The sequence below is a fragment of the Leifsonia sp. Y862 genome (assembly GCF_057669585.1).
On sequence record NZ_JBYHFR010000002.1, the window covers coordinates 885,004 to 909,017 of the forward strand.

Here is a 24,014-nt window from a genome sequence, read left to right on the forward strand (position 1 = left end):
CATGCCTGAGGGCGACACCGTCTTCCGCACGGCCAGAAGCCTCGACGCTGCTCTCCGTGGTGCCGTGCTGACGCGCAGCGACTTCCGCGTGCCGAAATTCGCAACGGTGAACCTGGCCGGCGAGACCGTGCACGAGGTCGCGAGCCGCGGCAAGCATCTGCTGATCAGGGTGGGGGAGACCAGCATCCACTCGCACTTGAAAATGGAGGGCTCCTGGCACCTGTACCGGCCCGGCAGCCGCTGGAGAAGACCGGCCTGGCAGGCGCGGGCCGTTCTTGAAACGGATGACTGGGTGGCGGTGGGCTTCGACCTCGGCATCCTGGAGGTGCTCCCACTCGCCGACGAGGCGCAGGCGCTCGACTATCTGGGCCCTGACCTGCTCGGCGACGACTGGGACGCCGACGAGGCGCTGCGTCGACTGCAGCAACATCCGGAGCGCCCGATAGCCGTCGCGCTCGCCGACCAGCGCAATCTCGCCGGCCTCGGCAACGAATACGTCAACGAACTGTGCTTCCTGCGCGGCGTCCTCCCCACCAGACCAGTCGGTGAGGTGACCGACCTGCCGGCGATGATCGCCCTGGCCAAACGCCTGATCGAGGCCAACCGTGACCGTGACCGGCGCACGACGACCGGCGACACCAGGACGGGAGCGGCCAGCTGGGTGTTCTCCCGCGACGGCCAGCCATGCCGACGCTGCGGTACCCGCATCCTTCGCGGGGAGCTCGGCCGCACCGACCTGGAATTGCGGATCACCTACTGGTGCCCGCACTGTCAAACATGACGGCGGCGTGACAGCGGACGGCAGATACAAGAATGAGCAGGCCACCTCGGTGACCTGCTCATCAATGAATCGTGCGGCTAGTTGACCGGCCCGGTGTACTTCTCGCCAGGACCCTTGCCGATCGGGTCTGGGATCGACGACGCCTCACGGAACGCGAGCTGCAGCGAACGCAGACCATCGCGCAGGCTGCGAGCGTGCATGTCTGAGATATCGGGAGCGGATGCCGTCACCAGGCCGGCCAGGGCGGTGATGAGCTTCCGCGCCTCGTCGAGATCGGTCTGCTCATCGGGGTTGTCAGCCAGGCCGCACTTGACGGCTGCTGCGCTCATGAGGTGCACGGCAGTGGTGGTGATAATCTCCACGGCGGCGACGTCTGCGATGTCGCGGGTGGCCTGATCGGCCTGATTTTCTGCTGTGTTGGGCGTCGTACTGTTACTCACTGCCATTCCTCTGCTAGACTCGTCCGGGCCCGAGATGAAAGTCTCGGTACGAAAGTGGAGAAACTCCCACCCGCGCTTGACCGCTTCATATAGGTTACCGGGTTGATTGCACTCCGCCGTTGTGGCGCTGAACTTCAGCATCGCAGTGGTAGTTAGGGTGTCGTGTGTAGAAAGCGCGAAGAATTTCGCGAACAACGTGCACGTTTTCTCCTCCTTCGTCTCCAGGCGACATCCGTCACCTGTGTTTATAACCACGAAGTTTGAGTAAGAGGAGACACGCATCAGCGATCCCCGAACAAATGACCGTATCCGCGTCCCAGAAGTTCGTCTCGTCGGCCCCGCCGGTGAGCAGATCGGGGTCGTGGCGATTGATGTTGCCCTGCGCATGGCACAGGAAGCTGACCTCGACCTCGTCGAAGTTGCGCCTACGTCCAAGCCGCCGGTTGCCAAGATCATGGACTACGGCAAGTTCAAGTACGAGGCTGCGCAGAAGGCCAAGGAAGCCAGGCGCAACCAGGCGAACACGATCCTGAAAGAGGTTCGTTTCCGCCTCAAGATTGACAAGCACGACTACGAGACGAAGCGCAAGCGCGCCGAAGGCTTCTTGAAGGCCGGCGACAAGGTCAAGGCCATGATTTTGTTCCGTGGTCGTGAGCAGTCCCGTCCAGACCAGGGCGTACGTCTGCTCCAAAAATTTGCCGAGGATGTGGCGGAGTTCGGTTCTGTGGAATCGACCCCCACCATCGACGGTCGAAACATGGTCATGGTCATTGGTCCTCTGAAGAACAAGTCAGAGGTCAAGGGCGAGGCCCTCGCACATCGTGCTGCTGATAAAGCAGCGAAACAGGAGGAAAAGAATGCCTAAGCAGAAGACCCACTCCGGGGCCAAGAAGCGCTTCAAGGTCACCGGCAGCGGAAAGATCATGAAGCAGCAGGCCGGAATGCGTCACAACCTGGAGGTCAAGTCCCCAGGCCGCAAGGCCCGCCTGAACCAGGACCAGGTTCTGTCAAAGGCCGACACCAAGACCGCCAAGAAGCTTCTCGGTCACTAAGACCCCCGTATCTCGTAAGGAACTAGAAAAATGGCAAGAGTAAAGAGGGCCGTCAACGCCCACAAGAAGCGTCGCGTCATTCTTGAGCGCGCCTCGGGTTACCGCGGACAGCGTTCACGTCTGTACCGCAAGGCCAAGGAGCAGGTCACACACTCGCTGGTCTACAGCTACCGTGACCGCCGCGCCCGCAAGGGTGACTTCCGTCGCCTGTGGATCCAGCGCATCAACGCTGCATCACGCGCCAACGGCCTCACCTACAACCGTCTGATCCAGGGCCTTGGCCTTGCAGACATCAAGGTTGACCGTCGCATGCTGGCTGAGCTGGCCGTCAACGAGCCCGCCACCTTCGCGGCACTCGTTGAGTCCGCGAAGAAGGCCCTTCCGGCCGACACCTCGGCACCGAAGGTCGCCGCGTAGGTTCGCACGCACTTGCCAGAACGGGAGCAGACGATTCGTCGTCTGCTCCCGTTCTGTGTTTAACCCGCCACGAGACCACGCGCCAGGCCCCTGGGATCCGCGGCGGGCCTGCCGCACAGCCCGGCGCGCGACACGTAAGCTGGGAACCATGCTTGATAACCCCCGTTCCCCCCGCGTCCGCGCTGTCGCCAAACTCGAAAAGCGCGCCGCTCGCCTTGAGACCGGACTGTTCCTCCTTGAGGGCCCGCAGGCCGTCGCAGAGGCACTGACGTTCCGCCCCGAACTTGTCGTCGAACTGTTCGCGACGCCCACAGCGCTTGAGCGCTACACCGATATCGCCCAGGCCGCGACGGATGCCGACATCGAGATCGAATTCGTCACCGAAGCCGTCCTCGAGTCCATGGCCGACACGGTCACCCCCCAGGGCTTCGTGGCCGTGTGCCGCCAGTTCCCGGTTTCCGTGAAGGACATCTTCAACAACGAACCGAAGCTCATCGCCATCCTCGAAGAGGTGCGCGACCCGGGTAACGCCGGCACCATCATCCGTGCGGCTGACGCTGCCGGAGCGGATGCCGTCATCCTCACCGGTCGCAGCGTCGACCTGTACAACCCCAAGGTCGTCCGTTCATCGACCGGGTCGATCTTCCACCTTCCCGTCGCGGTGGGTGCGACCCTGTCAGACGTGCGTGACCGCGCCCGCGCCGCCGGCCTCCAGATTCTGGCCGCCGACATCAAGGGTGACGACCTGCTGGTCGCCCGCAACGAGGGTGTTCTCGCTCGTCCCACCGCATGGCTGTTCGGCAACGAGGCTCGCGGCCTGACGGACGACGACTTGCTGCTCACCGACAAGTCGGTCTCTGTGCCCATCTACGGTCACGCAGAGTCGATGAACCTGGCGACGGCAGCATCCGTTTGCCTGTACGAAAGTGCTTTCGCACAGCGCAGCTAATCTGCGCCACCTCAACGCCTGCCAGCACATTCGTGCGCTGGCAGGCGTTTGTGCGTTGTGGTGTTGGCGTGTGGCGGGCGTGTTACGAATAGGTAACCGTAGGCGGATACCCCTAGGGCAGACGAATGGTCCTACCCTAAGTTGAGGGGTATGGAGCCTACTGAGCCGTCGCCCGCCACGTCGAACATCAGTGTGCGCCGTGGTGAACCGCTCGTAGTCGTGACCAACGTCAACAAGCACTTCGGTGATCTGCACGTTCTGAAGAACATCAACGCGCAGGTCAATCGCGGCGAGGTTGTCGTTGTCATCGGGCCGAGTGGTTCTGGTAAATCGACGCTCTGCAGGGCCATCAACCGCCTGGAGACGATCGACGACGGCGTCATCACCATCGACGGCAAAGTCCTTCCGGCCGAGGGCAAGGCGCTGGCGCACCTCAGGGCCGACGTCGGCATGGTCTTCCAGTCGTTCAACCTCTTCGCGCACAAGACGGTGCTCGAGAACGTCACCCTTGGCCCGACCAAGGTGCGTGGCATCTCGAGGCGTGATGCCGATACCCGTGCCATGGAATTACTGGAACGCGTTGGCGTCGCCAACCAGGCGCAGAAGCTGCCTGCCCAGTTATCGGGCGGCCAGCAGCAGCGCGTGGCTATTGCCCGCGCCCTGGCGATGGACCCGAAGGTCATCCTCCTCGACGAGCCGACCAGCGCGCTCGATCCGGAGATGATCAACGAGGTGCTCGAGGTCATGATCGACCTCGCCAACGACGGCATGACGATGATCGTCGTCACACACGAGATGGGCTTCGCGCGCAAGGCCGCCGACCGGGTCATCTTCATGGCCGACGGCGAAATTGTCGAAGAGGCAACCCCCGAAGATTTCTTCACCACTCCCCAGAGCACGAGAGCGAAAGAGTTCTTGTCGAAACTGCTCTCGCACTAGGCCGGCAGCAGGCTGTTTGCGAGCAATCAAGCCGGGGCAGTTGTACCGCCTCGCACCACGAAAGGGACGAAAATGCGAAAGAGAATGACTCTCCTGGCCACGGTGGCCGTTGCAGCGCTTGCCCTCTCCGGATGTTCGGGGTCCGGCGATGGAACGGATGCCGGTTCAACAGATGCGGGGAGCACCTCGAGCGACGCGCTCTTTGAGGTGGCCACCGACGTCAGCCTGACTGGCAGCCCCACGTTTGACGCCATGACGGAGCGTGGCTCTGTGCAGGTCGGGGTGAAGGAAGACCAGCCGGGCCTCGGTTACCTTGACGCGGCGACCGGCGAACGCACGGGTTTCGACATTGAGATCGCGCGCTGGATTGCAGCCTCCCTCGGATTCTCTGAGGATCAGATTGAGTTCGTCGCCATCCCGAGTGCGAACCGTGAAGCCGCGCTCGTGAACGGTGACATCGACTACTACGTCGGCACCTATTCGATCACCGACAAGCGTAAGGAGCAGGTCGACTTCGCCGGTCCGTACTTCGTGACCGGCCAGGGATTGCTGGTTGCCGCTGACAACACCGACATCACGAGCGAGAACGACCTGGCGGGCAAGACTGTCTGTTCGGCCACCGGGTCAACACCGATCCAGAACATCAAGGACAACTTCCCTGACACCAAGACCGTCGAGTTCGACACGTACTCGCAGTGTGTCGAGGCGCTGAACGATGGCCAGGTCGACGCGGTCACAACGGATGCCGCCATCCTCATCGGCTATGCATCACAGTCGCCGGACACCCTCAAGGTGGTCGGAGAGCCATTCACCGTTGAGCAGTACGGTGTCGGCCTCCCGAAGGGCGACGACGCACTCCGCACCTTCATCAATGAGATGTTCACCAACGGTGGCGACACCTGGACTGCCATTTACGACTCCACACTGGGCCAGTCGGGCACCACGGTCGAGCAGCCGGCGGTCGACCAGTACTAACAGTGATAGCACGCGGTGGCAGCTCCACAGTGGTGGGGCTGCCACCGCGTCGATCGACGCGTGACCGGCATCCGTCGCACGTGAGCGCTACGTCGAGCGGGAGTGAGGAGCATCCGGCATGGACACCCTGATCAATAACCTGGACCTGTTTGTGGCTGGGTTTCGAAACACGCTGATCCTGTTCTTCTTCTCGGCGATCTTCGCCCTGATCCTCGGCGTCATCGTCGGGGCGATGCGGGTATCGCCAGTGCCCGTCATGCGGGGAGTCGGCACTCTCTACGTCAATCTGGTGCGCAATACGCCCCTGACGCTGATCATGTTCTTCTTCGCCTTCGGCTACCCGAAGCTCGGGCTCGTGCAATGGCCGTACGAGGTGCTTGCGATCATTGCGCTGAGTCTCTACACGGCGACCTACGTGGCAGAGGTGCTGCGCTCTGGGTTCAATACCGTGCCCGTCGGCCAGGCTGAGGCAGCGCGCGCAATCGGATTGCCCTTCACGCAGACCATGACGCTGGTGATCATGCCGCAGGCGATACGCGCGGTCATCCCACCCATGATGAGCGTGTTCATCGCGCTGCTGAAGAACACGACGGTTGCTGCCGGGTTCTCGGTGGCGGAGGCCGGCGCCATCAGGGCGAACCTGTCGGAGCGGGGTGAGCCGGCCATCGTTGTGCTGCTCTGGGTCGCCGCCATCTTCGTGGTGCTGGTCGGATTCCTCTCGCTCCTGCAGCGATATCTTGAGCGCCGATGGAAGGTGTTGCGATGAGTAGCGTGCTGTACGACGTGCCTGGGCCTCGCGCCAACCGCCGCAATCTGATCCTCGGGGTCGTGACGATACTCATCGTCCTGGGGATTCTGGCCTTCATCGTTTATCGGTTCGCGGAGTCTGGTCAGTTCGCGCCGGAGAAGTGGCGGATCTTCACCTTCCCGCTGGTGCAACAGGCCATCGTGAATGCCACGATCTCGACGCTTACCGCGTTCGGCCTCGCGGCTGTCTTCAGCCTGGTGCTTGGCCTGGTGCTGTCGATTGGTCGACTCTCCTCGCACGGCTGGATCCGGATCCCGGTCACGGCGATCATTGAGCTGTTCCGCGCTATCCCGGTGCTGATCCTGATGATGATCATGTACTACGGGCTGCCGCCGCTGGGGGTGACGTTCATCACTCCGCTCGTCGCGGTGGTGACGGCGCTCACCCTGTACAACGGGTCAGTCCTCGCCGAGGTGTTCCGGGCTGGCGTCGAGTCACTGCCGAACGGACAGAAGGAAGCCGCGTACGCCATCGGGCTCCGGAAGAGCGGGGTCATGCGGCTGGTGCTGTATCCGCAGGCGATCAGGGCGATGATGCCCGTGATCATCTCCCAGCTGGTCGTGGTGCTGAAGGACACGGCGCTCGGGTTCATCGTCACCTTCAACGAGCTGCTGTACCTGGCGAAGTTCTACGGATCACAGGTGACATACGGCTCGCCCATCATCCCGGCGACGCTGGTCTTCGGCTCCATCTACGTCATCCTCTGCCTGCTGCTCTCCGCGGTGGCGAAGTGGGTCGAGATTCGCAGTCGCCGAAGCATCCGCGTGTCGAAGCCGGTCGACGTTGAGAAGGTCGAGCTCAGGGTGAACGAAGTCCTGTAGCTGCGGTGACCGACATCGACACGACGCGCTCCTACATTCGCGCGCAGCCGCCCTCCGTGGGGCGTGGCATCCCCGAGACTGTGGAGGGGCAGCTCGCAGCGACACCCGTTGTGCATAACTCCTGCTCCGCGAGTCGATCCCAGACCAGAGGCCGCCGAAATCAAGGCACCATCCCTTGCCTTGCGCGAAGTAGCAGGAGTTATGCAGGTGAAACCCGGTGTATCCGAACCCGGGATCCGTCAGCGGACGGGTGCAATTGGAGGGGATGGGGGTGTCATCGGAGGAGTTTCATCGCAGGATCGTCATCGGTCGGTATCTGCCCAACAGCTCGTACGGGTTGCCCGATAGGTGCACAACTCCTGCTGGTTTGAGCAGCCGGGCTGCGTGACCGCGACTTTCCGAGGATGCCGTGCGGCGCGATCGCCAGCTGCAGGAGTTATGCAGAAATACACGAGCGGGGTGCTGCTGTGCCGAGACCCAAGACCCGAGACCCGACACCCGAGACCCGAGACCCGAGACCCGAGATCCGAGACCCGACACCGGGGCCTACGGCCGGAACCGAGACCGTGAAATCTCGTGGTGTGCGGCAGAAGCCCGCGGCACACGGTGAGGCTAAACTTGTGACTCGTGTCTGACCCCACTGAAATCACCGAACCAGCCGTCCACGCGGCCGTCGACGCCGCGCTCGCGGCCATCGCCGCCGCGAACGATTCCGCCGCACTCAAAACTGTGCGCACCGAACACGCCGGAGAGGGCTCGCCCCTGGCCAAGTTCAATGCGCTGATGCGCACGGTGCCCGGCGACCAGAAGGCCGCCGCCGGCAAGATCGTCGGCCAGGCCAGGGCCCGTGTCACCCAGGCGCTCACCGCGCGCGAGACCGAGATCCTCGAAGCAGAGGCCACGGCGCAGCTCGCGGCGGAGACCGTCGATGTCACAGCCGCGGCCTCGACCTGGCAGCCAGGAGCGCGTCATCCGCTCACCCTGCTGCAGGACCGCGTCACCGATGTGTTCGTCGGCATGGGCTGGGAAGTTGCAGAAGGCCCAGAGCTCGAGAGCGAGTGGTTCAACTTCGACGCGCTGAACTTCGACGAAGACCACCCCGCCCGCGCGATGCAGGACACCTTCTTCATCGAGCCGACGGATGCCCACCTCGTCCTCCGCACGCACACCTCACCAGTGCAGATGCGCGCGTTGCTCAGCCGCGAACTGCCCGTCTACGTCGTCGCCCCTGGCCGCGTGTACCGCACAGACGAGCTTGACGCCACGCACACCCCTGTCTTCAACCAGATCGAGGGCATCGCCATCGACAAGGGCCTCACCATGGCTCACCTGCGCGGCACGCTCGACCACTTCGTCAAGGCGCTGTTCGGCGACGAGGCCAAGGTGCGCCTGCGCCCCAACTACTTCCCGTTCACGGAGCCGAGCGCCGAGCTCGACCTGTGGCACCCGACATTCAAGGGCGGCGCGCGCTGGATCGAGTGGGGCGGCTGCGGCATGGTCAATGCCAATGTGCTCCGCTCAGCCGGAATCGACCCCGATGTCTACTCCGGATTCGCATTCGGCGTTGGCGTCGAACGCGCCCTGATGTTCAGAAACGATGTGAAAGATATGCGCGACATGGTCGAAGGCGATATTCGGTTCAGCCAGCAGTATGGGATGGCCGTCTGATGCGCGTTCCCCTGAGCTGGCTCGGCGAGTACGTCGACCTTGAGCCTGGTACCACCCCAGAAGATGTCCACGCCGCGCTCGTCAGCGTCGGCCTGGAAGAAGAAGACATCCACCGTTTCGAGTTGAGCGGTCCGATCGTGGTCGGCGAGGTGCTCTCGTTCGACGAAGAACCGCAGTCCAACGGCAAGACCATCCGCTGGTGCCAGGTGCGCGTTGCGCCCGGCGATGAGACCGCAGCGGATGGCGGCCCGGCCGTGCACGGCATCGTCTGCGGTGCCCACAACTTCGTCGTCGGCGACAAGGTCGTCGTGACCCTGCCAGGCGCTGAGCTCCCCGGCCCGTTCCCGATCGCCGCCCGCAAGACATACGGGCACGTGTCAGACGGCATGATCGCCTCCGCACGTGAGCTCGGCCTCGGCGAAGAGCACGACGGCATCCTGCGCCTCATCACGCTGGGCCTCGACCCAGAAATAGGCACGGATGCCATTAGCTTGCTCGGTCTGGATGACGCGGCCGTCGAGGTCAACGTCACCCCAGACCGCGGATACGCGTTCTCGATTCGCGGCATTGCCCGCGAGTACTCGCACGCCACCGGCGCTGTGTTCCGCGACCCAGCACTGTCGGTGCCGCCCGTCGTCACCGCCTCAGAGTTCTCCGTGACCATCGATGACCAGGCGCCCATCCGCGGCCGCATCGGTGCCAGCGTGTTCGTCACCCGCACGGTGACCGGCATCGACCAGAGCCGCAAGACCCCGGCGTGGATGATCGCCCGGTTGAAGCTGGCCGGCATCCGCTCGATCTCGCTGGTCGTCGACATCACCAACTACGTGATGCTCGAACTCGGCCAGCCGACCCACGCGTACGACCTCGACGCGCTCTCCGGCGGCATCATCGTACGCAGGGCTGCGCCGGGCGAGAAGCTGACCACGCTTGACGACGTCACGCGCAAATTGAGCGAAGAAGACCTGCTTATCACCGACGAGTCAGGCCCCATCGGCCTGGCCGGCGTCATGGGCGGTGGCAGCACCGAGATCAGCGATTCCACCAGGAACGTGCTCATCGAGGCCGCGAACTTCGACCCGGTGTCGATCGCGCGCACCGCTCGCCGTCACAAGCTGCCGAGTGAGGCGTCCAAGCGCTTCGAGCGCGGCGTCGACCCCGCCGTCGCCGTTGTGGCAGCGGCCCGCGTCGTGCAGCTGCTCGTTGAGCTGGCCGGGGGAGTCGCAGATGGCCTCGGTTCACTGCACGACACCACACCGGATGCCACGCCCATCGAATTGCCGACCGGCTTCATCTCCGGCCTGATCGGCCTCGAATACACGGCAGACGAGGTGCGCACCTCGCTGGCCGAAATCGGTGCGTCGATGACCGAATCCGAGTCCGGACTGCTCGTCACGCCGCCGAGCTGGCGCCCAGACCTCACCGACAAGTGGACGCTGGCCGAAGAAGTGGCCCGCATCGTCGGGTACGACCGCATCCCATCTCTGCTGCCCGTCGCGCCCCCAGGGCGCGGCCTCACCCTGCCGCAGACGCTCCGCCGCACGGTCGCAAGCACGCTGGCCGCGACCGGCCACACCGAGGTGCTGGCATACCCGTTCGTCTCCGAAGCCGCCAACGACCTGTTCGGCTCTCCGGAAGCCGGGGCTGTGCCGCAGATCAAGGTGGCCAACCCGCTCGACGGTGAAGCGCCGTTCCTTCGCACGTCGATCCTGCCTGGCCTGCTGCAGCTGGCTCACCGTAACCGCTCACGTGGTCTCACCGACGTCGCGATCTACGAGATCGGCCTGGTCTTCCGGCCGGTTCCCGGTGTGACGTATGGCACGTCTCTCGTTCCGCCGGCCGCTGTCCGTCCGAGTGCCGACCTCGAGACAGCGCTGAACGCAAGCATTCCGCCGCAGCCGTTGTACGCCGGCGTTGTCCTCACCGGCAACGCGGTGCGTCACCAGCCTGGGCTGCCCGCCGTGGCGTTCAGCTGGCAGGATGCACTGGCCGCCGCGCAGCAGGTCGCGCTGGCCACCGGCGTTGCGATCCACGTTCGCCAGGGATCCCACGCGGCCATGCACCCCGGCCGCACGGCAGAGCTAGTCGTCACAACGGATGCCGGTGACACGGTCGTCGGTTACGCCGGCGAACTGCTGCCCGTCGTCGCACGCTCGTACGACCTGCCCTCGGTGGTCGGCGTGGCCGAGATTGACCTTTCCGCGGTGTTCGCCGCTGCCGGACGCGACATCGTGGCAACGCCCATCGGCACGAAGCCGGCGGCTACGCAGGACCTGTCGCTGGTTGTCGCAGCCGATGTTCCCGCCGCCGATGTGCGCCAGGCCGTCATCGATGGTGCTGGGGCACTGCTCGAGAGCGCAGAGCTCGTGGACGACTACCGCGGCACCGGTGTGCCGAGCGGACTCAAGTCGCTCACCTTCGCGCTGCGCTTCCGCGCACCGGATCGCACGTTGACCGCCGCAGAGGCCAGCGACGCGAAGCTGGCCGGCGTTGCTGTCGCCGCGGCCCGCTTCGGAGCAACCCTCCGCGAGTAGCTGGTCGTTTCGCCACGAGTGCCCGTTTCGGCGCATGATTGCCGGTTTGCCCCGGCAGTCCTGCCGAAACGGGCATTCCTGCGTTCGGAGCGGCAGGTGGGAGCCAGCTGGGAACGGGCTGCGTGCTCAGCGAGTAGATTTGTCCTATGGCTTTTTCGGTAGCAGTCGTTGGCGCAAGCGGGTATGCGGGCGGCGAGCTGCTGCGCTTGCTGGCCGATCACCCAGAATTCGATGTGACAACGGTCACCGCACACAGCAACGCTGGCCAGCGCCTGGTCGACACGCAGCCTCATCTGCGCTCGCTCGCGCACCTCACGCTCAGCGACACGACGCCCGAGAATGTGGCAGGCCACGACGTGGTTTTCTTCGCCCTGCCGCACGGGAAATCAGGCGAGCTGGCCGCGACGCTCTCTGATGACACGCTCCTCGTGGACTGCGGTGCAGACCACCGCCTCGAGAGCGCAGCCGATTGGGCGTCGTTCTACGGCGGAGACTACTTTGGCGCGTGGACCTACGGCGTGCCTGAGCTGCAGGTCGGCGACCAGAAGCAGCGCGAACGCCTCATCGGAGCCAGGCGCATCGCCGCCCCTGGCTGCAATGCGAGCACGGTCGCCCTGGCTCTCGCCCCCGGCATCAACGCCGGTGTCATCGAAGAACGCGACCTCGTCGCCGTTCTCGCAGTTGGCCCGTCTGGCGCAGGCAAGGCACTCAAGGTCAACAACCTGGCCAGCGAAATCCTCGGCTCCGCCAATCCGTACGCGATCGGGGGAGTGCACCGGCACATCCCTGAGATCCAGCAGAGCCTCCGCTGGGCAGGCGCCACCGCCCCCACCATTTCTTTCACCCCGGTGATCGTGCCGATGTCGCGGGGGATCCTCGCCACCTCAACGGCACGCATCGTGCCGGGGACCAGCGCCAGCCAGGTGCGCGACGCCTGGGAAGCGGCATACGAGGGCGAGCGATTCGTCCAGTTGCTTCCCGACGGGCATTTCCCGCGCACCGCTGACGTCCTGGGGGCGAACACCGCCCTCATCGGCCTCGCCGTCGACGAAGCCGCCGGCCGGGTGGTCACCATCACCGCCGTCGACAATCTCGTCAAGGGCACCGCCGGCGCGGCAATCCAATCCACCAACATCGCGCTCGGGCTGCCGGAATCGACAGGCCTCGGCATCAACGGCGTGGCTCCGTAGCCACTGCCACCCCACATCTGAACACCATCGCAGTGTGAACGACGCATTGTGAACACCATCGTGAATGGAGTTATCCCGTGAGTGTCACTGCACCAGCCGGTTTCGTCGCCGCCGGAACCGAAGCCGGATTGAAGAAGTCGGGCGGCCTCGACCTGGCGCTTGTGCAGAACCTGGGACCGCTGACCGCGGCCGCCACGGTTTTCACCAGCAACCGATGCCAGGCCAACCCGGTGCTCTGGAGCAAGCAGGTCATGGCCGATGGCCAGGTCAGCGCCATCGTGCTGAACTCCGGCGGCGCGAACTGCTACACGGGCGCCAAGGGCTTCCAGACCACCCACGCCACGGCCGAACTGGTCGCAGAGAAGCTCGGTGTCTCTGCGGGCGACGTCCTTGTCTGCTCGACGGGACTCATCGGTGAGCAGCTCGACCTCGACAAGCTGACCGTCGGAATCCTGGCCGCCACCGCCTCATTCGCTGACGCGGCATCCGCTTCGTCCCCTGAGGCCGGGCAGGCTGCCGCCGAAGCCATCATGACCACCGACACCAGGCCGAAGCAGGCCGTGCACCGCGCCGAGGTGGGCTGGACCATCGGCGGCATGGCCAAGGGCGCCGGCATGCTGGCACCAGGACTTGCCACCATGCTCGTCGTGATCACGACCGACGCTGTGTTGACATCCGCTCAACTGGATGTGGCCCTGCGCCAGGCCACCCGCGTCACCTTCGACCGCCTCGACTCAGACGGCTGTATGTCGACGAACGACACTGTCAGCCTGCTCGCCTCAGGGTCGAGCGGCATCGAGGCCGACCTCACCGAATTCACGGATGCGCTCACCGCGCTCTGCGCAGACCTCACCATTCAGTTGCAGGGCGATGCAGAGGGCGCAGCCCACGATGTGGCAATCCAGGTGTTGAACGCGGCCTCCGAAGACGAGGCCGTGACCGTCGCCCGTGCCGTCTCCCGCAGCAACCTGTTCAAGGCGGCCATCTACGGCAACGATCCCAACTGGGGCCGCGTTCTGGCCGCTGTCGGCACGACGGATGCCCGCTTCGACCCGTACGGCATCGACGTCGCCATCAACGGGGTGCAGGTCTGCACCGCCGGCGAACCCGATCAGCCGCGCGAGCTCGTCGACCTGAAGCCGCGGGACGTGACCGTTACGATCGACCTGCATGCAGGATCAGAGACGGCCACGATCTGGACCAACGACCTCACGCACGACTACGTCGAAGAGAACAGCGCGTATTCAAGTTGAGTGAGACGAGGGCAGCTGGCCTGCCGGACAACACCACAGCCGAAGCCGAGATCAAGGCAGCGACCCTCATCGAGGCGTTGCCGTGGCTGAAGCGCTTTCACGACCAGATCGTTGTCGTGAAGTTCGGCGGCAACGCCATGGTGAGCGAAGACCTGCAGCGCGCGTTCGCCGAAGACATGGTCTACCTGCGTTATGCGGGCATCCGCCCCGTCGTCGTGCACGGCGGTGGCCCGCAGATCTCGGCGATGCTCGAACGTCTGGGCATTGAAAGCGAGTTCCGCGGTGGCTACCGGGTGACGACGCCGGAGGCGATGGCTGTGGTGCGCATGGTGCTCACCGGCCAGATCAACCGCGATCTCGTCGGCCACATCAACGAGCATGGCCCGCTCGCCGCAGGCCTCTCCGGCGAAGATGCCGGGCTGTTCCGCGGCCGACGTCGCGGTGTCATCATCGACGGTGAAGAGATTGACCTCGGCCTCGTCGGCGATGTCGTCGGCGTCGACCCTGAAGCAGTGCTCGCGCAGCTGGATGCCGGCCGTATTCCCGTGATCTCGTCGATCGCGCCGGACTCAGATGTGCCTGGCCAGTCACTCAACATCAACGCGGATGCCGCGGCTGCCGCACTGGCTGTCGCCCTGAACGCGGCCAAGCTGGTCATTCTGACGGATGTCGCCGGGCTGTACAGCGATTGGCCGAACCGCGATTCGCTGGTCTCCGTGATCAAGGTCGACGAGCTCACCGCGCTGCTGCCCACGCTCGAATCAGGGATGATCCCCAAAATGAACGCCTGCCTGGATGCCGTCCAGGGGGGAGTGGCGAAAGCCGCCATCATCGACGGACGAGTGCCGCACTCGATCCTGCTCGAGATCTTCACGCAGAGCGGCATTGGCACGGAGGTAGTACCCGCATGACAACCTGGCAAGATCGCTACGGCGCAGCAATGATGCGCACTCTCGGCACCCCGCTCGCCCTGCTGGAGCGCGGCGAGGGCTGCTACGTGTGGGACGACGAGGGGAAGCAGTACCTCGACTTCCTGTCCGGTATCGCCGTCAACTCCCTCGGTCATGCGCACCCAGCCATCGTCGGCGCCGTCACGAAGCAGATCAGCACGCTCGCGCACGTCTCCAACTACTTCGCCACCGCTCCACAGATCGAACTTGCCGAGCGACTCAAGCGCCTCACCGGCGCGGGGGACGCCGGCCGGGTGTACTTCTGCAACTCAGGGGCAGAAGCCAACGAAGCCGCACTCAAACTCGCCAGGCTGAACAAGGGCGACGGCTCCCGCACCCGCGTCCTCGCACTGACCGACGCGTTCCACGGCCGCACCATGGGAGCGCTGGCGCTGACCGGCAAGCCGCACATGCGCGATCCGTTCGAGCCCGTCGCCGGTGGTGTCGAACACATCGACAGCACCATTGAGGCGCTGGAAGCCGCCATCGACCACACCGTCGCTGCGCTGTTCCTTGAACCGGTCAAGGGCGAAGCCGGAGTGCTCGATCTGCCGCAGGGCTACCTGGCCCGTGCCCGTGAGCTCTGCACAGAGTTCGGTGTGCTGCTCATCCTCGACGAGATCCAGACCGGCGTTGGCCGCACTGGCCGCTGGTTCGCATACGAGCACGCCGGCATCGTTCCGGATGCCCTCACCCTGGCCAAGGGGTTGGGCGGCGGTGTGCCTATCGGCGCGCTGGTCACCTTCGGCGCGGCATCCGATCTATTCACGCGGGGCCAGCATGGTTCAACCTACGGCGGCAACCCCCTCGTCACGGCAACGTCGAACGCGGTGCTGTCCGTGATCGAAGACGAGAATCTCGTCGAGAACGCGGCCCGTCGCGGGGCCGAGCTGCGCGCCATCATCGAGAGCTTCAACTCTCCGCTTGTGGAGGAGGTGCGCGGCCTCGGACTCCTGATTGGAATCGGCTTGACCGAACCCGTTGCACTCAAACTTGCCGCCGCCGCGATGGAGGCCGGCCTGATCATCAACGCCGCGAACGAATCCACCATCCGGATCGCGCCCCCACTCATCATCGGCGACGACGAATTGGCCGAGTTCAGGCGCCGATTCGGGGCAGCCATCGCCAGCATCTAGAGTTATAGAGACCATACAAGAAAGCGAAAGTGATACCGTGACCCGCCATTTCCTGCGCGACGATGACCTCTCTCCAGCCGAACAGGCCGAGATCCTCGATCTGGCATTGGAACTGAAGCGAGACCGATTCCAGGCAAAGCCCCTCGCCGGTCCGCAGACCGTCGCGGTTATCTTCGACAAGTCGTCCACCCGCACCCGGTTGTCCTTCGCCGTCGGCATCGCCGACCTCGGTGGCAGCCCCCTCATCATCACCACGGCAAACAGCCAGCTGGGCGGTAAGGAGACAGCCTCCGACACCGCGCGCGTGATGGAGCGTCAGGTTGCGGCCATCGTGTGGCGCACGTTCGCGCAGTCAGGCCTCGAAGAGATGGCGAATGGAACCACGGTTCCCGTCGTCAACGCCCTGTCAGACGAGTTCCACCCCTGCCAGCTGCTCGCCGACCTGCTCACCATTCGTGAGCACCGCGGCGAGCTGGCCGGCCTCACCCTCACCTTCCTGGGCGACGGCGCGTGCAACATGGCGCACTCGTACCTGCTCGCCGGCGCGACAGCAGGCATGCACGTGCGTGTCGCAGCTCCCGCCGAGTACGCACCAGACGCGCAGGTCGTAGCGGATGCCGCCGCGATTGCCGCGGAAACCGGTGGATCCGTCGAGGTCTTCACCGACCCGGTCGCGGCTGTGGCCGGCGTTGACATCGTCGTCACCGACACCTGGGTGTCGATGGGCAAGGAAGACGAGAAGGCTGAACGCCTGGTCACCTTCGGCGAGTACCGCGTCGACCAGAACCTGATGGCCAAGGCCAAGTCAGACGCACTGTTCATGCACTGCCTCCCAGCCGACCGCGGCTACGAGGTCACCGCCGAGGTCATCGACGGACCGCAGAGCATCATCTGGGACGAGGCGGAGAACCGCCTGCACGCCCAGAAGGCACTTCTCGTGTGGCTGCTGAAGCAGAACACGGCACCCGCACACCAGTAATTGCCGCCCCGGCGCTGATCTGCTGCACAACAACAAATTTTCGGAACTGAAAGATTCAAGGAGAAATTCCATGGCTGAACGCATCGTCCTCGCCTACTCGGGCGGACTCGATACCTCTGTCGGCATCGGCTGGCTCAAGGATGCAACCGGCAAAGAGGTCGTCGCCCTCGCCGTTGACGTTGGACAGGGGGGCGAGAACATGGACGACATCCGTCAGCGCGCCCTGGACTGCGGCGCTGTCGAGTCCATCGTCGTTGACGCCAAGAACGAATTCGCCGACGACTACATCGTGCCGGCGCTCAAGGCCAACGCCCTGTACCAGAAGCGCTACCCGCTGGTCTCGGCCCTCAGCCGTCCACTGATCGCCAAGTACCTGGCATCCACCGCCAAGGAACTCGGCGCAGACTCCGTCGCACACGGTTGCACCGGCAAGGGCAACGACCAGGTCCGTTTCGAGGCAGCTGTTGCAGCCCTCGCACCCGACCTGACCAGCATTGCGCCCGTCCGCGACCTCGCGCTCACCCGCGACAAGGCGATCATCTACGCCGAGCAGCACAACCTGCCGATCCAGCAGTCGAAGAAGAACCCGTACTCGATCGACAAGAACGTCTGGGGACGCGCCGTCGAGACCGGTTTCCTCGAAGACCCGTGGAACGCACCGATTGAAGACCTGTACGAATACACCCAGGACCCGAGCGTGCACCGCGAGGCCGACGAGGTCACCATCACGTTCGACCAGGGTGTTCCCGTCGCCATCGACGGTGTCGCTCACACGCCGCTCGAAATGGTCGTCGCGATGAACGCGCTGGCCGGCAAGCACGGCGTTGGCCGCATCGACATGGTCGAAGACCGCCTCATCGGCATCAAGAGCCGCGAGGTCTACGAGGCTCCGGCCGGCATCGCACTGATCGCCGCGCACGAAGAGCTCGAAAACCTCACCCTGGAGCGCGACCAGAACCGCTACAAGCGCACCATCGAGTCCAAGTGGTCAGAGCTCGTCTACGACGGCCTGTGGTTCTCCGGTCTCAAGCGTTCGCTCGATGCGTTCATCGACCACTCGCAGAAGTACGTCACGGGCGACATCCGCTTGAAGCTGCAGGGCGGCACCGCTGTCGTCACCGGCCGCAAGTCGGCGCAGAGCCTGTACGACTTCAGCCTCGCCACCTACGACACCGGTGACACTTTCGACCAGTCGCTGGCCAAGGGCTTCATCGACCTGTGGTCGCTGCCGAGCAAGATCTCGGCACGTCGCGACCTCGCGGGCGAGTAGGTATCCGTATGTCTGGCGACGACGTCGCAAACCGTGCCGGTGAAGCTGGGGCCCTCTGGGGTGGCCGCTTCGCCGGCGGGCCTTCGCCAGAGCTGGCGCGTCTCAGCAAGTCGACTCACTTCGACTGGCAGCTGGCCGAGTACGACATCCGTGGGTCTCGTGCCCACGCGAAGGCGCTGGCTGCTGCCGGTTATTTGACGGATGCCGAGCTCGCCGACATGATCGCAGCGCTCAACACGCTGGAGCAGGCCGTTCTCGACGGACGATTCGCTCCTGCGGTCAGCGACGAAGACGTGCACTCAGCGCTCGAACGCGGTCTCATCGACATCGCCGGTGCAGAGCTCGGTGGCAAGTTGCGCGCTGGTCGCAGCCGCAACGACCAGATCGCCACGCTCATCCGCTTGTTGCTCCGTGACCACGCCAGCACGATCTCGGCTCTCGTCATCGACCTGATCGACGCGCTGGCCGCGCAGGCAGAGGCACACGCCGACGCCATCATGCCCGGCCGCACCCACCTGCAGCACGCCCAGCCGGTGCTGCTCGCGCACCACCTGCTCGCGCACTGCTGGCCGCTCGTGCGCGACCTGGAACGCTTCGCCGACTGGTCGAAGCGCGCCAACTTCTCGCCCTATGGCTCAGGTGCTCTCGCCGGCAACACGCTCGGCCTCGACGCCAGGCTCGTCGCAGACGACCTCGGTTTCGGTGCTGTGGTGGAGAACTCGATCGACGGTACGTCGAGCAGGGACATCACCGCGGAGTTCGCGTACATCACCGCCCAGCTGGGCATCGATATCTCGCGGCTGGCCGAGGAGATCATCCTGTGGAACACGAAGGAATTCGGGTTCATCACCATCGATGACGCGTACTCAACGGGTTCGTCGATCATGCCGCAGAAGAAGAACCCAGACATCGCCGAGCTCGCTCGCGGTAAGTCTGGCCGGTTGATCGGAAACCTGGCTGGCCTGCTGGCCACGCTCAAGGGCCTGCCGCTCGCGTACAACCGCGACCTGCAGGAGGACAAAGAGCCCGTCTTCGACTCGATCGAGACGCTCGAAATCCTGCTGCCGGCGTTCACCGGCATGATCGCGACGCTCCGTTTCCACACCGACCGCATGGCAGAGCTGGCCCCACAGGGCTTCTCGCTGGCAACGGATGTCGCAGAGTGGCTCGTCAAGCAGCACGTCACCTTCCGTGACGCTCACGAGATCACCGGTTCGCTGGTGAAGTACGCCGAAGACCACGATCTCGAGCTGCATGAGGTCGACGACGCTGCGCTGGCCGCGCTGTCGCCGCACCTCACCCCGGCAGTCCGTGAAGTTCTCACCATCCGCGGATCGGTCGAGGCCAGGGACGGCCAGGGCGGAACCGCTCCTGTGCGTGTTGCTGAACAGCGCGCAGCGCTGGTTGAGCGCGTGCGTGGACTCGCCAACACGTTGGCGAACACCCTCACGAAATGAGTTTCGACCGGGCCAGGTTCGAGCGATCTTCGCTCGAGCTTGCCCCGGTCGTTCTCGGCGGGGTCTTCACCCACGCTGGCGTCTCGATTCGCCTCACCGAGGTGGAGGCGTACATCGGCGATGGCGTTGACCCCGGCTCCCATGCGTTCCGCGGGCGCACCGCCCGCAACGCCAGCATGTATGGCGAGCCCGGTCACCTGTACGCCTACTTCACGTATGGCATGCACACCTGCGCCAACATGGTTTGCTCTCCGGCGGGCGTCGCCTCCGGGCTCTTGCTTCGCGGCGGCGAGGTCGTCGAGGGGATCGAGCTGGCCAGGCGTCGGCGCACCACATCGCGCTCCGACCATGACCTGGCCCGCGGACCAGCTCGGCTCACGGTTGCGCTCGGCATCTCACTGGCTGATGACGGCGCCGACCTGAACGCGCCGCCGTTCGACTTCACGTTCCCCGCACAGCCGGTGGCCTACGAGACTGGCCCGCGCACCGGCGTCAGCGGCGCCGGGGGAGAGGCCGCGTTCCCGTGGCGATTCTGGATCCCTGGCGAGCCATCCGTTTCCCCGTACCGGAAGAGCGCGCCGAAGCGTCAGCCGCCACTAACCACCTAGCGGATCCCTCCCGGTGGTCGAGGAGCAAGCGCTAGCGAGCGTCTGCGAGGCAAATGCCCCACCTCGTTGATTGAGGAACGAGCGCCAGCGAGTGTCTCGAAATCCGCACGAGCCAGATCTCGAGACGGCCTGCCTAGTCTGTAGTGAAGAGGCCGATCACAACGGATACACCTTCGTTGGGGTTACGTCCGAGCAGTCGAACAAGACCGCTCGTTCTTGGGGTCTGGAAAGGCCCGACGGGTTCCGTGTCCATTTCGGCGAACACTTCAAACCGGCGTCCGCGCGCGTTCTCGTCCACCCAGCGGAGTACCTCGGTGAGGTCGTCCACGTCAGTCAGAACGAACGCGTCCAGGGCCCATGCCTGTCCAGACTTCTGCCAAAAATTCACGCGATAGTCAGGCGACTCAACAGAGTCGCGCGGTTCCGCATGAACTGTCTCGAATGCACGCATGGAGGTCAGCTTAGGGACCTGCGTGATGGTGTGGTCCGAAGGCTGGAAAGTTGTCCGCTCGGAAACCGCGCCGGGCGTTCCGTCGCGAAAACAGGATGAATCGACCGTTTGTCAGCGAAAACAGGACGGATCGCGCTCTCTGCGGGCGACGTTCCTGTTTTGGCGACGATGAAACTTTTTGGCGACGCTGAAACCGCTACGAAACGGCGATGTGCAGCAGCGCGCCGCAGGCGCACGCCCAGATGAGGCTGGCGAACGTGCCGATGATGAATCGCTCGCGGGACTCCGGTGCAGACAGCTCCGTGAAACGGCCGACGCCCTTGATGGCGACGACGACGGCGATGGCCTCGGGGAAACCGAGCAGAATCGCGCCGGCAGCGGCGAACCGTTCCAGAATTCCGATGGTCAGGCCGCCCCGCAGTACTTCGAGCGCGGGCGAGGTGACGGGCGCTCCGGTGGCCGGATCGTTCGGTGCGGCGGGGTTCGCAGCGTTGGCAGCGATCAGGATGCCGCCGTTCTGGCCGGGCGACGAGTTCTTCATGGCCAGGTTGAGCGCGAGGGTGGCCATGGGCGCTCCGCCGATGACGGCCAGGGCCAGAGCGAGCATGGCGAGCAGCACGGCGAACGCCGGGGGAACCTCGCCAGACGACACCGCTGCGATGAAGAGCGCGGCGGCAAGTGCACCGGCGGACGCGATCGCGTAGACGCGCTTCTGCTGGCGGAATGCCAGGATTGCGCAGACCAGTGAGCCGGCGGTGACCACCAACAACAGCATCCAGTAGAGGTAGGTCACGACGTCCGTGTAGGTCATTTTCTAGCTTCCGTTTCGCTTGTTGCGCGTTCGAGGGACTCCATGAGCCTAACGAGTGCGGGCTTGGCCGACTCTTCGACCCTCCAGAGCGTGGTCTTCAGACGCTGGCTCACCGCGCCGCTTGAGATGCCGAGGCGTGCCGCGATGTCGACCTGGGAGAGGCCGGCCGTCAGCAGGTCGATGACCTCCCACCCCGCCGGACTTCGCCGTTGCCGGATCGCAAGCGTCAGGGTGATGAGCGCCTCCAGCTCGGCGGCACTGATCGCGTGGGGTGAGCTGGCCTCGGTGTCGCTGCCCGCTGGCACCTCGAGCGCGAATCCGGCATCCGCTTTCTTCGAACGGATGACGGCATCGCGCGCGGCGATGAACGCGGGGCCGGCCGACTGCCGGGTGGACGCAGCCAGCGGGAACCGCACGGGCCCGAGGCCGAGCCCCGTGTTCCAGGAGCCGGTGCGATGAATGAGGAAGATGGCGTCGAGTGCGGAGGCGGCATCCGTCACCATCACCTGGATCTCGTCGCCTGCCGTCTGGTCTGCCGGCAGCGCGAAGGCTGATCCGTGCGCGCTTTCGAGGGCGGCGATGAGCTCGCCGGCGCGGTCGCGGTCGTTGCGGCTGTTGATCTGGTCTGCGGTGATGACAAACATGGGTTCAGGCTCCCTCCTGCATGAACTCTAATTTAGACCACAGACTAAATCAATGCTTACTTAGGTTCAAGCCTAAATTAATGCCGGCGTCTAATTGGCCCACTGAAGCACACAGGCCTGCGCACCGATGCGGCGGGGCTCCGCTGGTAATCTGGCAACGTGTCTGACCCCGTAATCATTGCCCAGCAAACAAACGACCCGACCTTCGATGGTGTGTGGGACGAAATCACGTGGCGTGGCCTCGTGCATGTCTCCACCGACGCCACCGAACTACGCGACCTGCTCGCGGGGGAGCCGATCACCTATTACTGCGGCTTTGACCCGACGGCGCCCAGCCTGCACCTCGGCAACCTGGTGCAGCTGCTGCTGATGCGCCGCTTGCAGCTGGCCGGACACCACCCGCTCGGCCTCGTCGGCGGTTCGACCGGTCTGATCGGCGACCCGCGCCCGAGCGCAGAGCGCACCCTGAACACCAAGGATGTTGTCGCGGAGTGGGTGGGATACCTGCAGGCGCAGGTCTCGCGCTTCCTCAGCTCGGAGGGTGACAACGCAGTGACCCTGGTGAACAACCTCGACTGGACGGCACCGCTGTCTGCCATCGACTTCCTGCGCGACATCGGTAAGTACTTCCGTGTCGGCACCATGCTGAAGAAGGATGCCGTCAGCGCCAGGCTCAACTCGGATGCCGGCATCAGCTACACCGAGTTCAGCTACCAGGTGTTGCAGGGGCTCGACTTCCTCGAGCTGTTCCGCACCTACGGCTGCGTGCTGCAGACCGGTGGCAGTGACCAGTGGGGCAACCTCACCAGCGGCACCGACCTGGTGCGCCGCGCAGAGGGAACCAGTGTGCACGCCATTGGTACTCCGCTCATCACCAACAGCGACGGCACCAAGTTCGGTAAGAGCGAGGGCAACGCCGTCTGGCTCGACTCGAAGCTCACCAGCCCGTACGCCTTCTACCAGTTCTGGCTGAACACCGACGATTCAGACGTGATTTCGCGCCTCAAGGTCTTCACGTTCCTGAGCCGCGCAGAGATCGAACGCCTCGAGGCGCTGGTCGCCTCCGAGCCGTTCCGTCGTGAAGCCCAGCGCACGCTCGCGTGGGAGGTCACGAGTCTCGTGCACGGTACAGAGGCAACGGATGCCGCCATCAACGCCGCCCAGGCACTGTTCGGCCAGGGTGAACTGAGCGAACTTGACCCTGCAACGCTCGAAGCTGCCCTGCGGGAGCTGCCGAACACGACGACCGCGCCGAATGCACCGATCGCCCAGCTCCTGGTTGACACCGGCCTGACCGCGAGCCTCAGCGAAGCGCGCCGGTCCATTGCCCAGGGTGGCGTCTACCTGAACAACGCGAAGGTGACCGCCGACGACGCGACAGTTGAGGGTTCCGTGCTTCCCGGCGGTTACGCCGTGCTGCGCCGCGGCAAGAAGACCCTCGCCGGCATCTTCGTGGAGTAACCCTCGCGCCACGGTGCCCAGTGTGCCGTGGCCTGAACCACAACGACCGAGCGTCGCCGTTTCCACGGCGGCGCTCGTTTCGCTTTAATCGCTCAGCACCATTCGCCACGTCGTTTGCCGCGCCCGCTGTGGCGAATCGCGCCCGCTGTAGCGGGCGCCCCAGGCGATAGCGGGCGCGGTGAGTGTGGGTTCCCGCGGGGGAGCGCGAGAGTGCGTTCCGTTCCGCCCGGCGAGAATCACTAGTCGATTCGCGGTGTGGTGCGGCGCAGCCCGGCGCGTCGAACTGCCCCTGGTGCCGCGCATATCGCGCGCCACCGGGCCTTATCTCGCCTGGCCGAGTTTCGAGTCATAAAACGCGCGAAAGTCGGTCACACGGCCCGACACGCCCGGGGTGTGGCGTGCTTTTGACGGGTCTCTGGG

The 24,014-nt window shown here is 64.7% G+C and carries 24 protein-coding genes; 20 read left to right on the forward strand and 4 right to left on the reverse strand.

Annotated elements, in window-relative coordinates; all coding sequences use genetic code 11:
• The first annotated feature begins 1 nt into the window (after position 1).
• Positions 2–781 (forward strand): DNA-formamidopyrimidine glycosylase family protein, encoded by a 780-nt coding sequence (locus AC25Z0_RS14175; RefSeq protein ID WP_488120298.1) that lies wholly within the window; start codon positions 2–4, stop codon positions 779–781.
• Positions 782–858: 77 nt separating this feature from the next.
• On the opposite strand, the gene AC25Z0_RS14180 is transcribed toward AC25Z0_RS14175, so the two are convergent.
• Complete coding sequence (locus AC25Z0_RS14180) at positions 859–1,227, reverse strand: DUF1844 domain-containing protein (RefSeq protein WP_488133613.1); 369 nt, start codon at positions 1,225–1,227, stop codon at positions 859–861.
• Between the two features lie 274 nt (positions 1,228–1,501).
• Between AC25Z0_RS14180 and infC the strand changes: the two genes are divergently transcribed.
• From infC to AC25Z0_RS14270, 18 genes are all read left to right on the forward strand, one after another.
• Positions 1,502–2,086, forward strand: a complete 585-nt coding sequence (gene infC, locus AC25Z0_RS14185; protein ID WP_179580416.1) for a translation initiation factor IF-3 — start codon at positions 1,502–1,504, stop codon at positions 2,084–2,086.
• Positions 2,079–2,273 (forward strand): 50S ribosomal protein L35, encoded by a 195-nt coding sequence (gene rpmI / locus AC25Z0_RS14190; protein ID WP_488120300.1) that lies wholly within the window; start codon positions 2,079–2,081, stop codon positions 2,271–2,273. The genes infC and rpmI overlap by 8 nt, the downstream gene beginning before the upstream one ends.
• 30 nt (positions 2,274–2,303) lie before the next feature.
• The gene (gene rplT / locus AC25Z0_RS14195) at positions 2,304–2,690 is read left to right on the forward strand and encodes a 50S ribosomal protein L20 (protein ID WP_345069103.1); all 387 of its coding nucleotides are present in this window, start codon (positions 2,304–2,306) and stop codon (positions 2,688–2,690) included.
• A gap of 148 nt (positions 2,691–2,838) precedes the next feature.
• Positions 2,839–3,639 (forward strand): TrmH family RNA methyltransferase, encoded by an 801-nt coding sequence (locus AC25Z0_RS14200; protein ID WP_488120301.1) that lies wholly within the window; start codon positions 2,839–2,841, stop codon positions 3,637–3,639.
• A gap of 150 nt (positions 3,640–3,789) precedes the next feature.
• A complete protein-coding gene (locus AC25Z0_RS14205; RefSeq protein ID WP_488120302.1) occupies positions 3,790–4,578 on the forward strand; it encodes an amino acid ABC transporter ATP-binding protein in 789 nt (262 codons plus the stop codon).
• 72 nt (positions 4,579–4,650) lie between these two features.
• A complete protein-coding gene (locus AC25Z0_RS14210; RefSeq protein ID WP_488133614.1) occupies positions 4,651–5,553 on the forward strand; it encodes a glutamate ABC transporter substrate-binding protein in 903 nt (300 codons plus the stop codon).
• Between the two features lie 118 nt (positions 5,554–5,671).
• Positions 5,672–6,319 (forward strand): amino acid ABC transporter permease, encoded by a 648-nt coding sequence (locus AC25Z0_RS14215; RefSeq protein ID WP_488133615.1) that lies wholly within the window; start codon positions 5,672–5,674, stop codon positions 6,317–6,319.
• Positions 6,316–7,182 carry an amino acid ABC transporter permease gene (locus tag AC25Z0_RS14220; RefSeq protein WP_488133616.1) on the forward strand — a complete coding sequence of 289 codons (867 nt, stop codon included), beginning with the start codon at positions 6,316–6,318 and terminating at the stop codon, positions 7,180–7,182. The genes AC25Z0_RS14215 and AC25Z0_RS14220 overlap by 4 nt, the downstream gene beginning before the upstream one ends.
• 627 nt (positions 7,183–7,809) lie before the next feature.
• Entirely contained in the window at positions 7,810–8,850 is a 1,041-nt protein-coding gene (gene pheS / locus AC25Z0_RS14225) for a phenylalanine--tRNA ligase subunit alpha (protein ID WP_488133617.1), read from the forward strand.
• A complete protein-coding gene (pheT, locus tag AC25Z0_RS14230; protein ID WP_488133618.1) occupies positions 8,850–11,384 on the forward strand; it encodes a phenylalanine--tRNA ligase subunit beta in 2,535 nt (844 codons plus the stop codon). Before pheS ends, pheT begins: the two co-directional genes overlap by 1 nt.
• A gap of 146 nt (positions 11,385–11,530) precedes the next feature.
• The gene (gene argC / locus AC25Z0_RS14235) at positions 11,531–12,574 is read left to right on the forward strand and encodes an N-acetyl-gamma-glutamyl-phosphate reductase (protein WP_488133619.1); all 1,044 of its coding nucleotides are present in this window, start codon (positions 11,531–11,533) and stop codon (positions 12,572–12,574) included.
• Between the two features lie 77 nt (positions 12,575–12,651).
• Entirely contained in the window at positions 12,652–13,827 is a 1,176-nt protein-coding gene (argJ, locus tag AC25Z0_RS14240) for a bifunctional glutamate N-acetyltransferase/amino-acid acetyltransferase ArgJ (RefSeq protein WP_488133620.1), read from the forward strand.
• Positions 13,824–14,738, forward strand: a complete 915-nt coding sequence (gene argB / locus AC25Z0_RS14245; RefSeq protein WP_488133621.1) for an acetylglutamate kinase — start codon at positions 13,824–13,826, stop codon at positions 14,736–14,738. The genes argJ and argB overlap by 4 nt, the downstream gene beginning before the upstream one ends.
• Positions 14,735–15,913 (forward strand): acetylornithine transaminase, encoded by a 1,179-nt coding sequence (locus AC25Z0_RS14250; protein WP_488133622.1) that lies wholly within the window; start codon positions 14,735–14,737, stop codon positions 15,911–15,913. The genes argB and AC25Z0_RS14250 overlap by 4 nt, the downstream gene beginning before the upstream one ends.
• A 37-nt stretch (positions 15,914–15,950) precedes the next feature.
• Positions 15,951–16,892 (forward strand): ornithine carbamoyltransferase, encoded by a 942-nt coding sequence (gene argF, locus AC25Z0_RS14255; protein ID WP_488120312.1) that lies wholly within the window; start codon positions 15,951–15,953, stop codon positions 16,890–16,892.
• A 70-nt stretch (positions 16,893–16,962) separates the two neighbouring features.
• A complete protein-coding gene (locus AC25Z0_RS14260) occupies positions 16,963–18,162 on the forward strand; it encodes an argininosuccinate synthase (protein ID WP_488120313.1) in 1,200 nt (399 codons plus the stop codon).
• A gap of 8 nt (positions 18,163–18,170) precedes the next feature.
• On the forward strand, positions 18,171–19,619 hold the full coding sequence (argH, locus tag AC25Z0_RS14265; RefSeq protein ID WP_488120314.1) for an argininosuccinate lyase: 1,449 nt from the start codon (positions 18,171–18,173) through the stop codon (positions 19,617–19,619).
• A complete protein-coding gene (locus tag AC25Z0_RS14270) occupies positions 19,616–20,227 on the forward strand; it encodes a DNA-3-methyladenine glycosylase (RefSeq protein WP_488120315.1) in 612 nt (203 codons plus the stop codon). The genes argH and AC25Z0_RS14270 overlap by 4 nt, the downstream gene beginning before the upstream one ends.
• A 133-nt stretch (positions 20,228–20,360) precedes the next feature.
• Here the strand turns inward: AC25Z0_RS14270 and AC25Z0_RS14275 are convergent, their stop codons facing one another.
• The 3 genes from AC25Z0_RS14275 to AC25Z0_RS14285 all read right to left on the reverse strand — a co-directional run bounded on the left by AC25Z0_RS14275 (position 20,361) and on the right by AC25Z0_RS14285 (position 22,133).
• On the reverse strand, positions 20,361–20,615 hold the full coding sequence (locus AC25Z0_RS14275) for a hypothetical protein (protein WP_488133623.1): 255 nt from the start codon (positions 20,613–20,615) through the stop codon (positions 20,361–20,363).
• A 259-nt stretch (positions 20,616–20,874) separates the two neighbouring features.
• The gene (locus AC25Z0_RS14280; protein ID WP_488120316.1) at positions 20,875–21,489 is read right to left on the reverse strand and encodes a hypothetical protein; all 615 of its coding nucleotides are present in this window, start codon (positions 21,487–21,489) and stop codon (positions 20,875–20,877) included.
• On the reverse strand, positions 21,486–22,133 hold the full coding sequence (locus tag AC25Z0_RS14285) for a winged helix-turn-helix transcriptional regulator (RefSeq protein ID WP_488133624.1): 648 nt from the start codon (positions 22,131–22,133) through the stop codon (positions 21,486–21,488). Before AC25Z0_RS14285 ends, AC25Z0_RS14280 begins: the two co-directional genes overlap by 4 nt.
• Positions 22,134–22,292: 159 nt before the next feature.
• Between AC25Z0_RS14285 and tyrS the strand changes: the two genes are divergently transcribed.
• Positions 22,293–23,594 carry a tyrosine--tRNA ligase gene (gene tyrS, locus AC25Z0_RS14290; protein ID WP_488133625.1) on the forward strand — a complete coding sequence of 434 codons (1,302 nt, stop codon included), beginning with the start codon at positions 22,293–22,295 and terminating at the stop codon, positions 23,592–23,594.
• Positions 23,595–24,014: the final 420 nt, after the last annotated feature.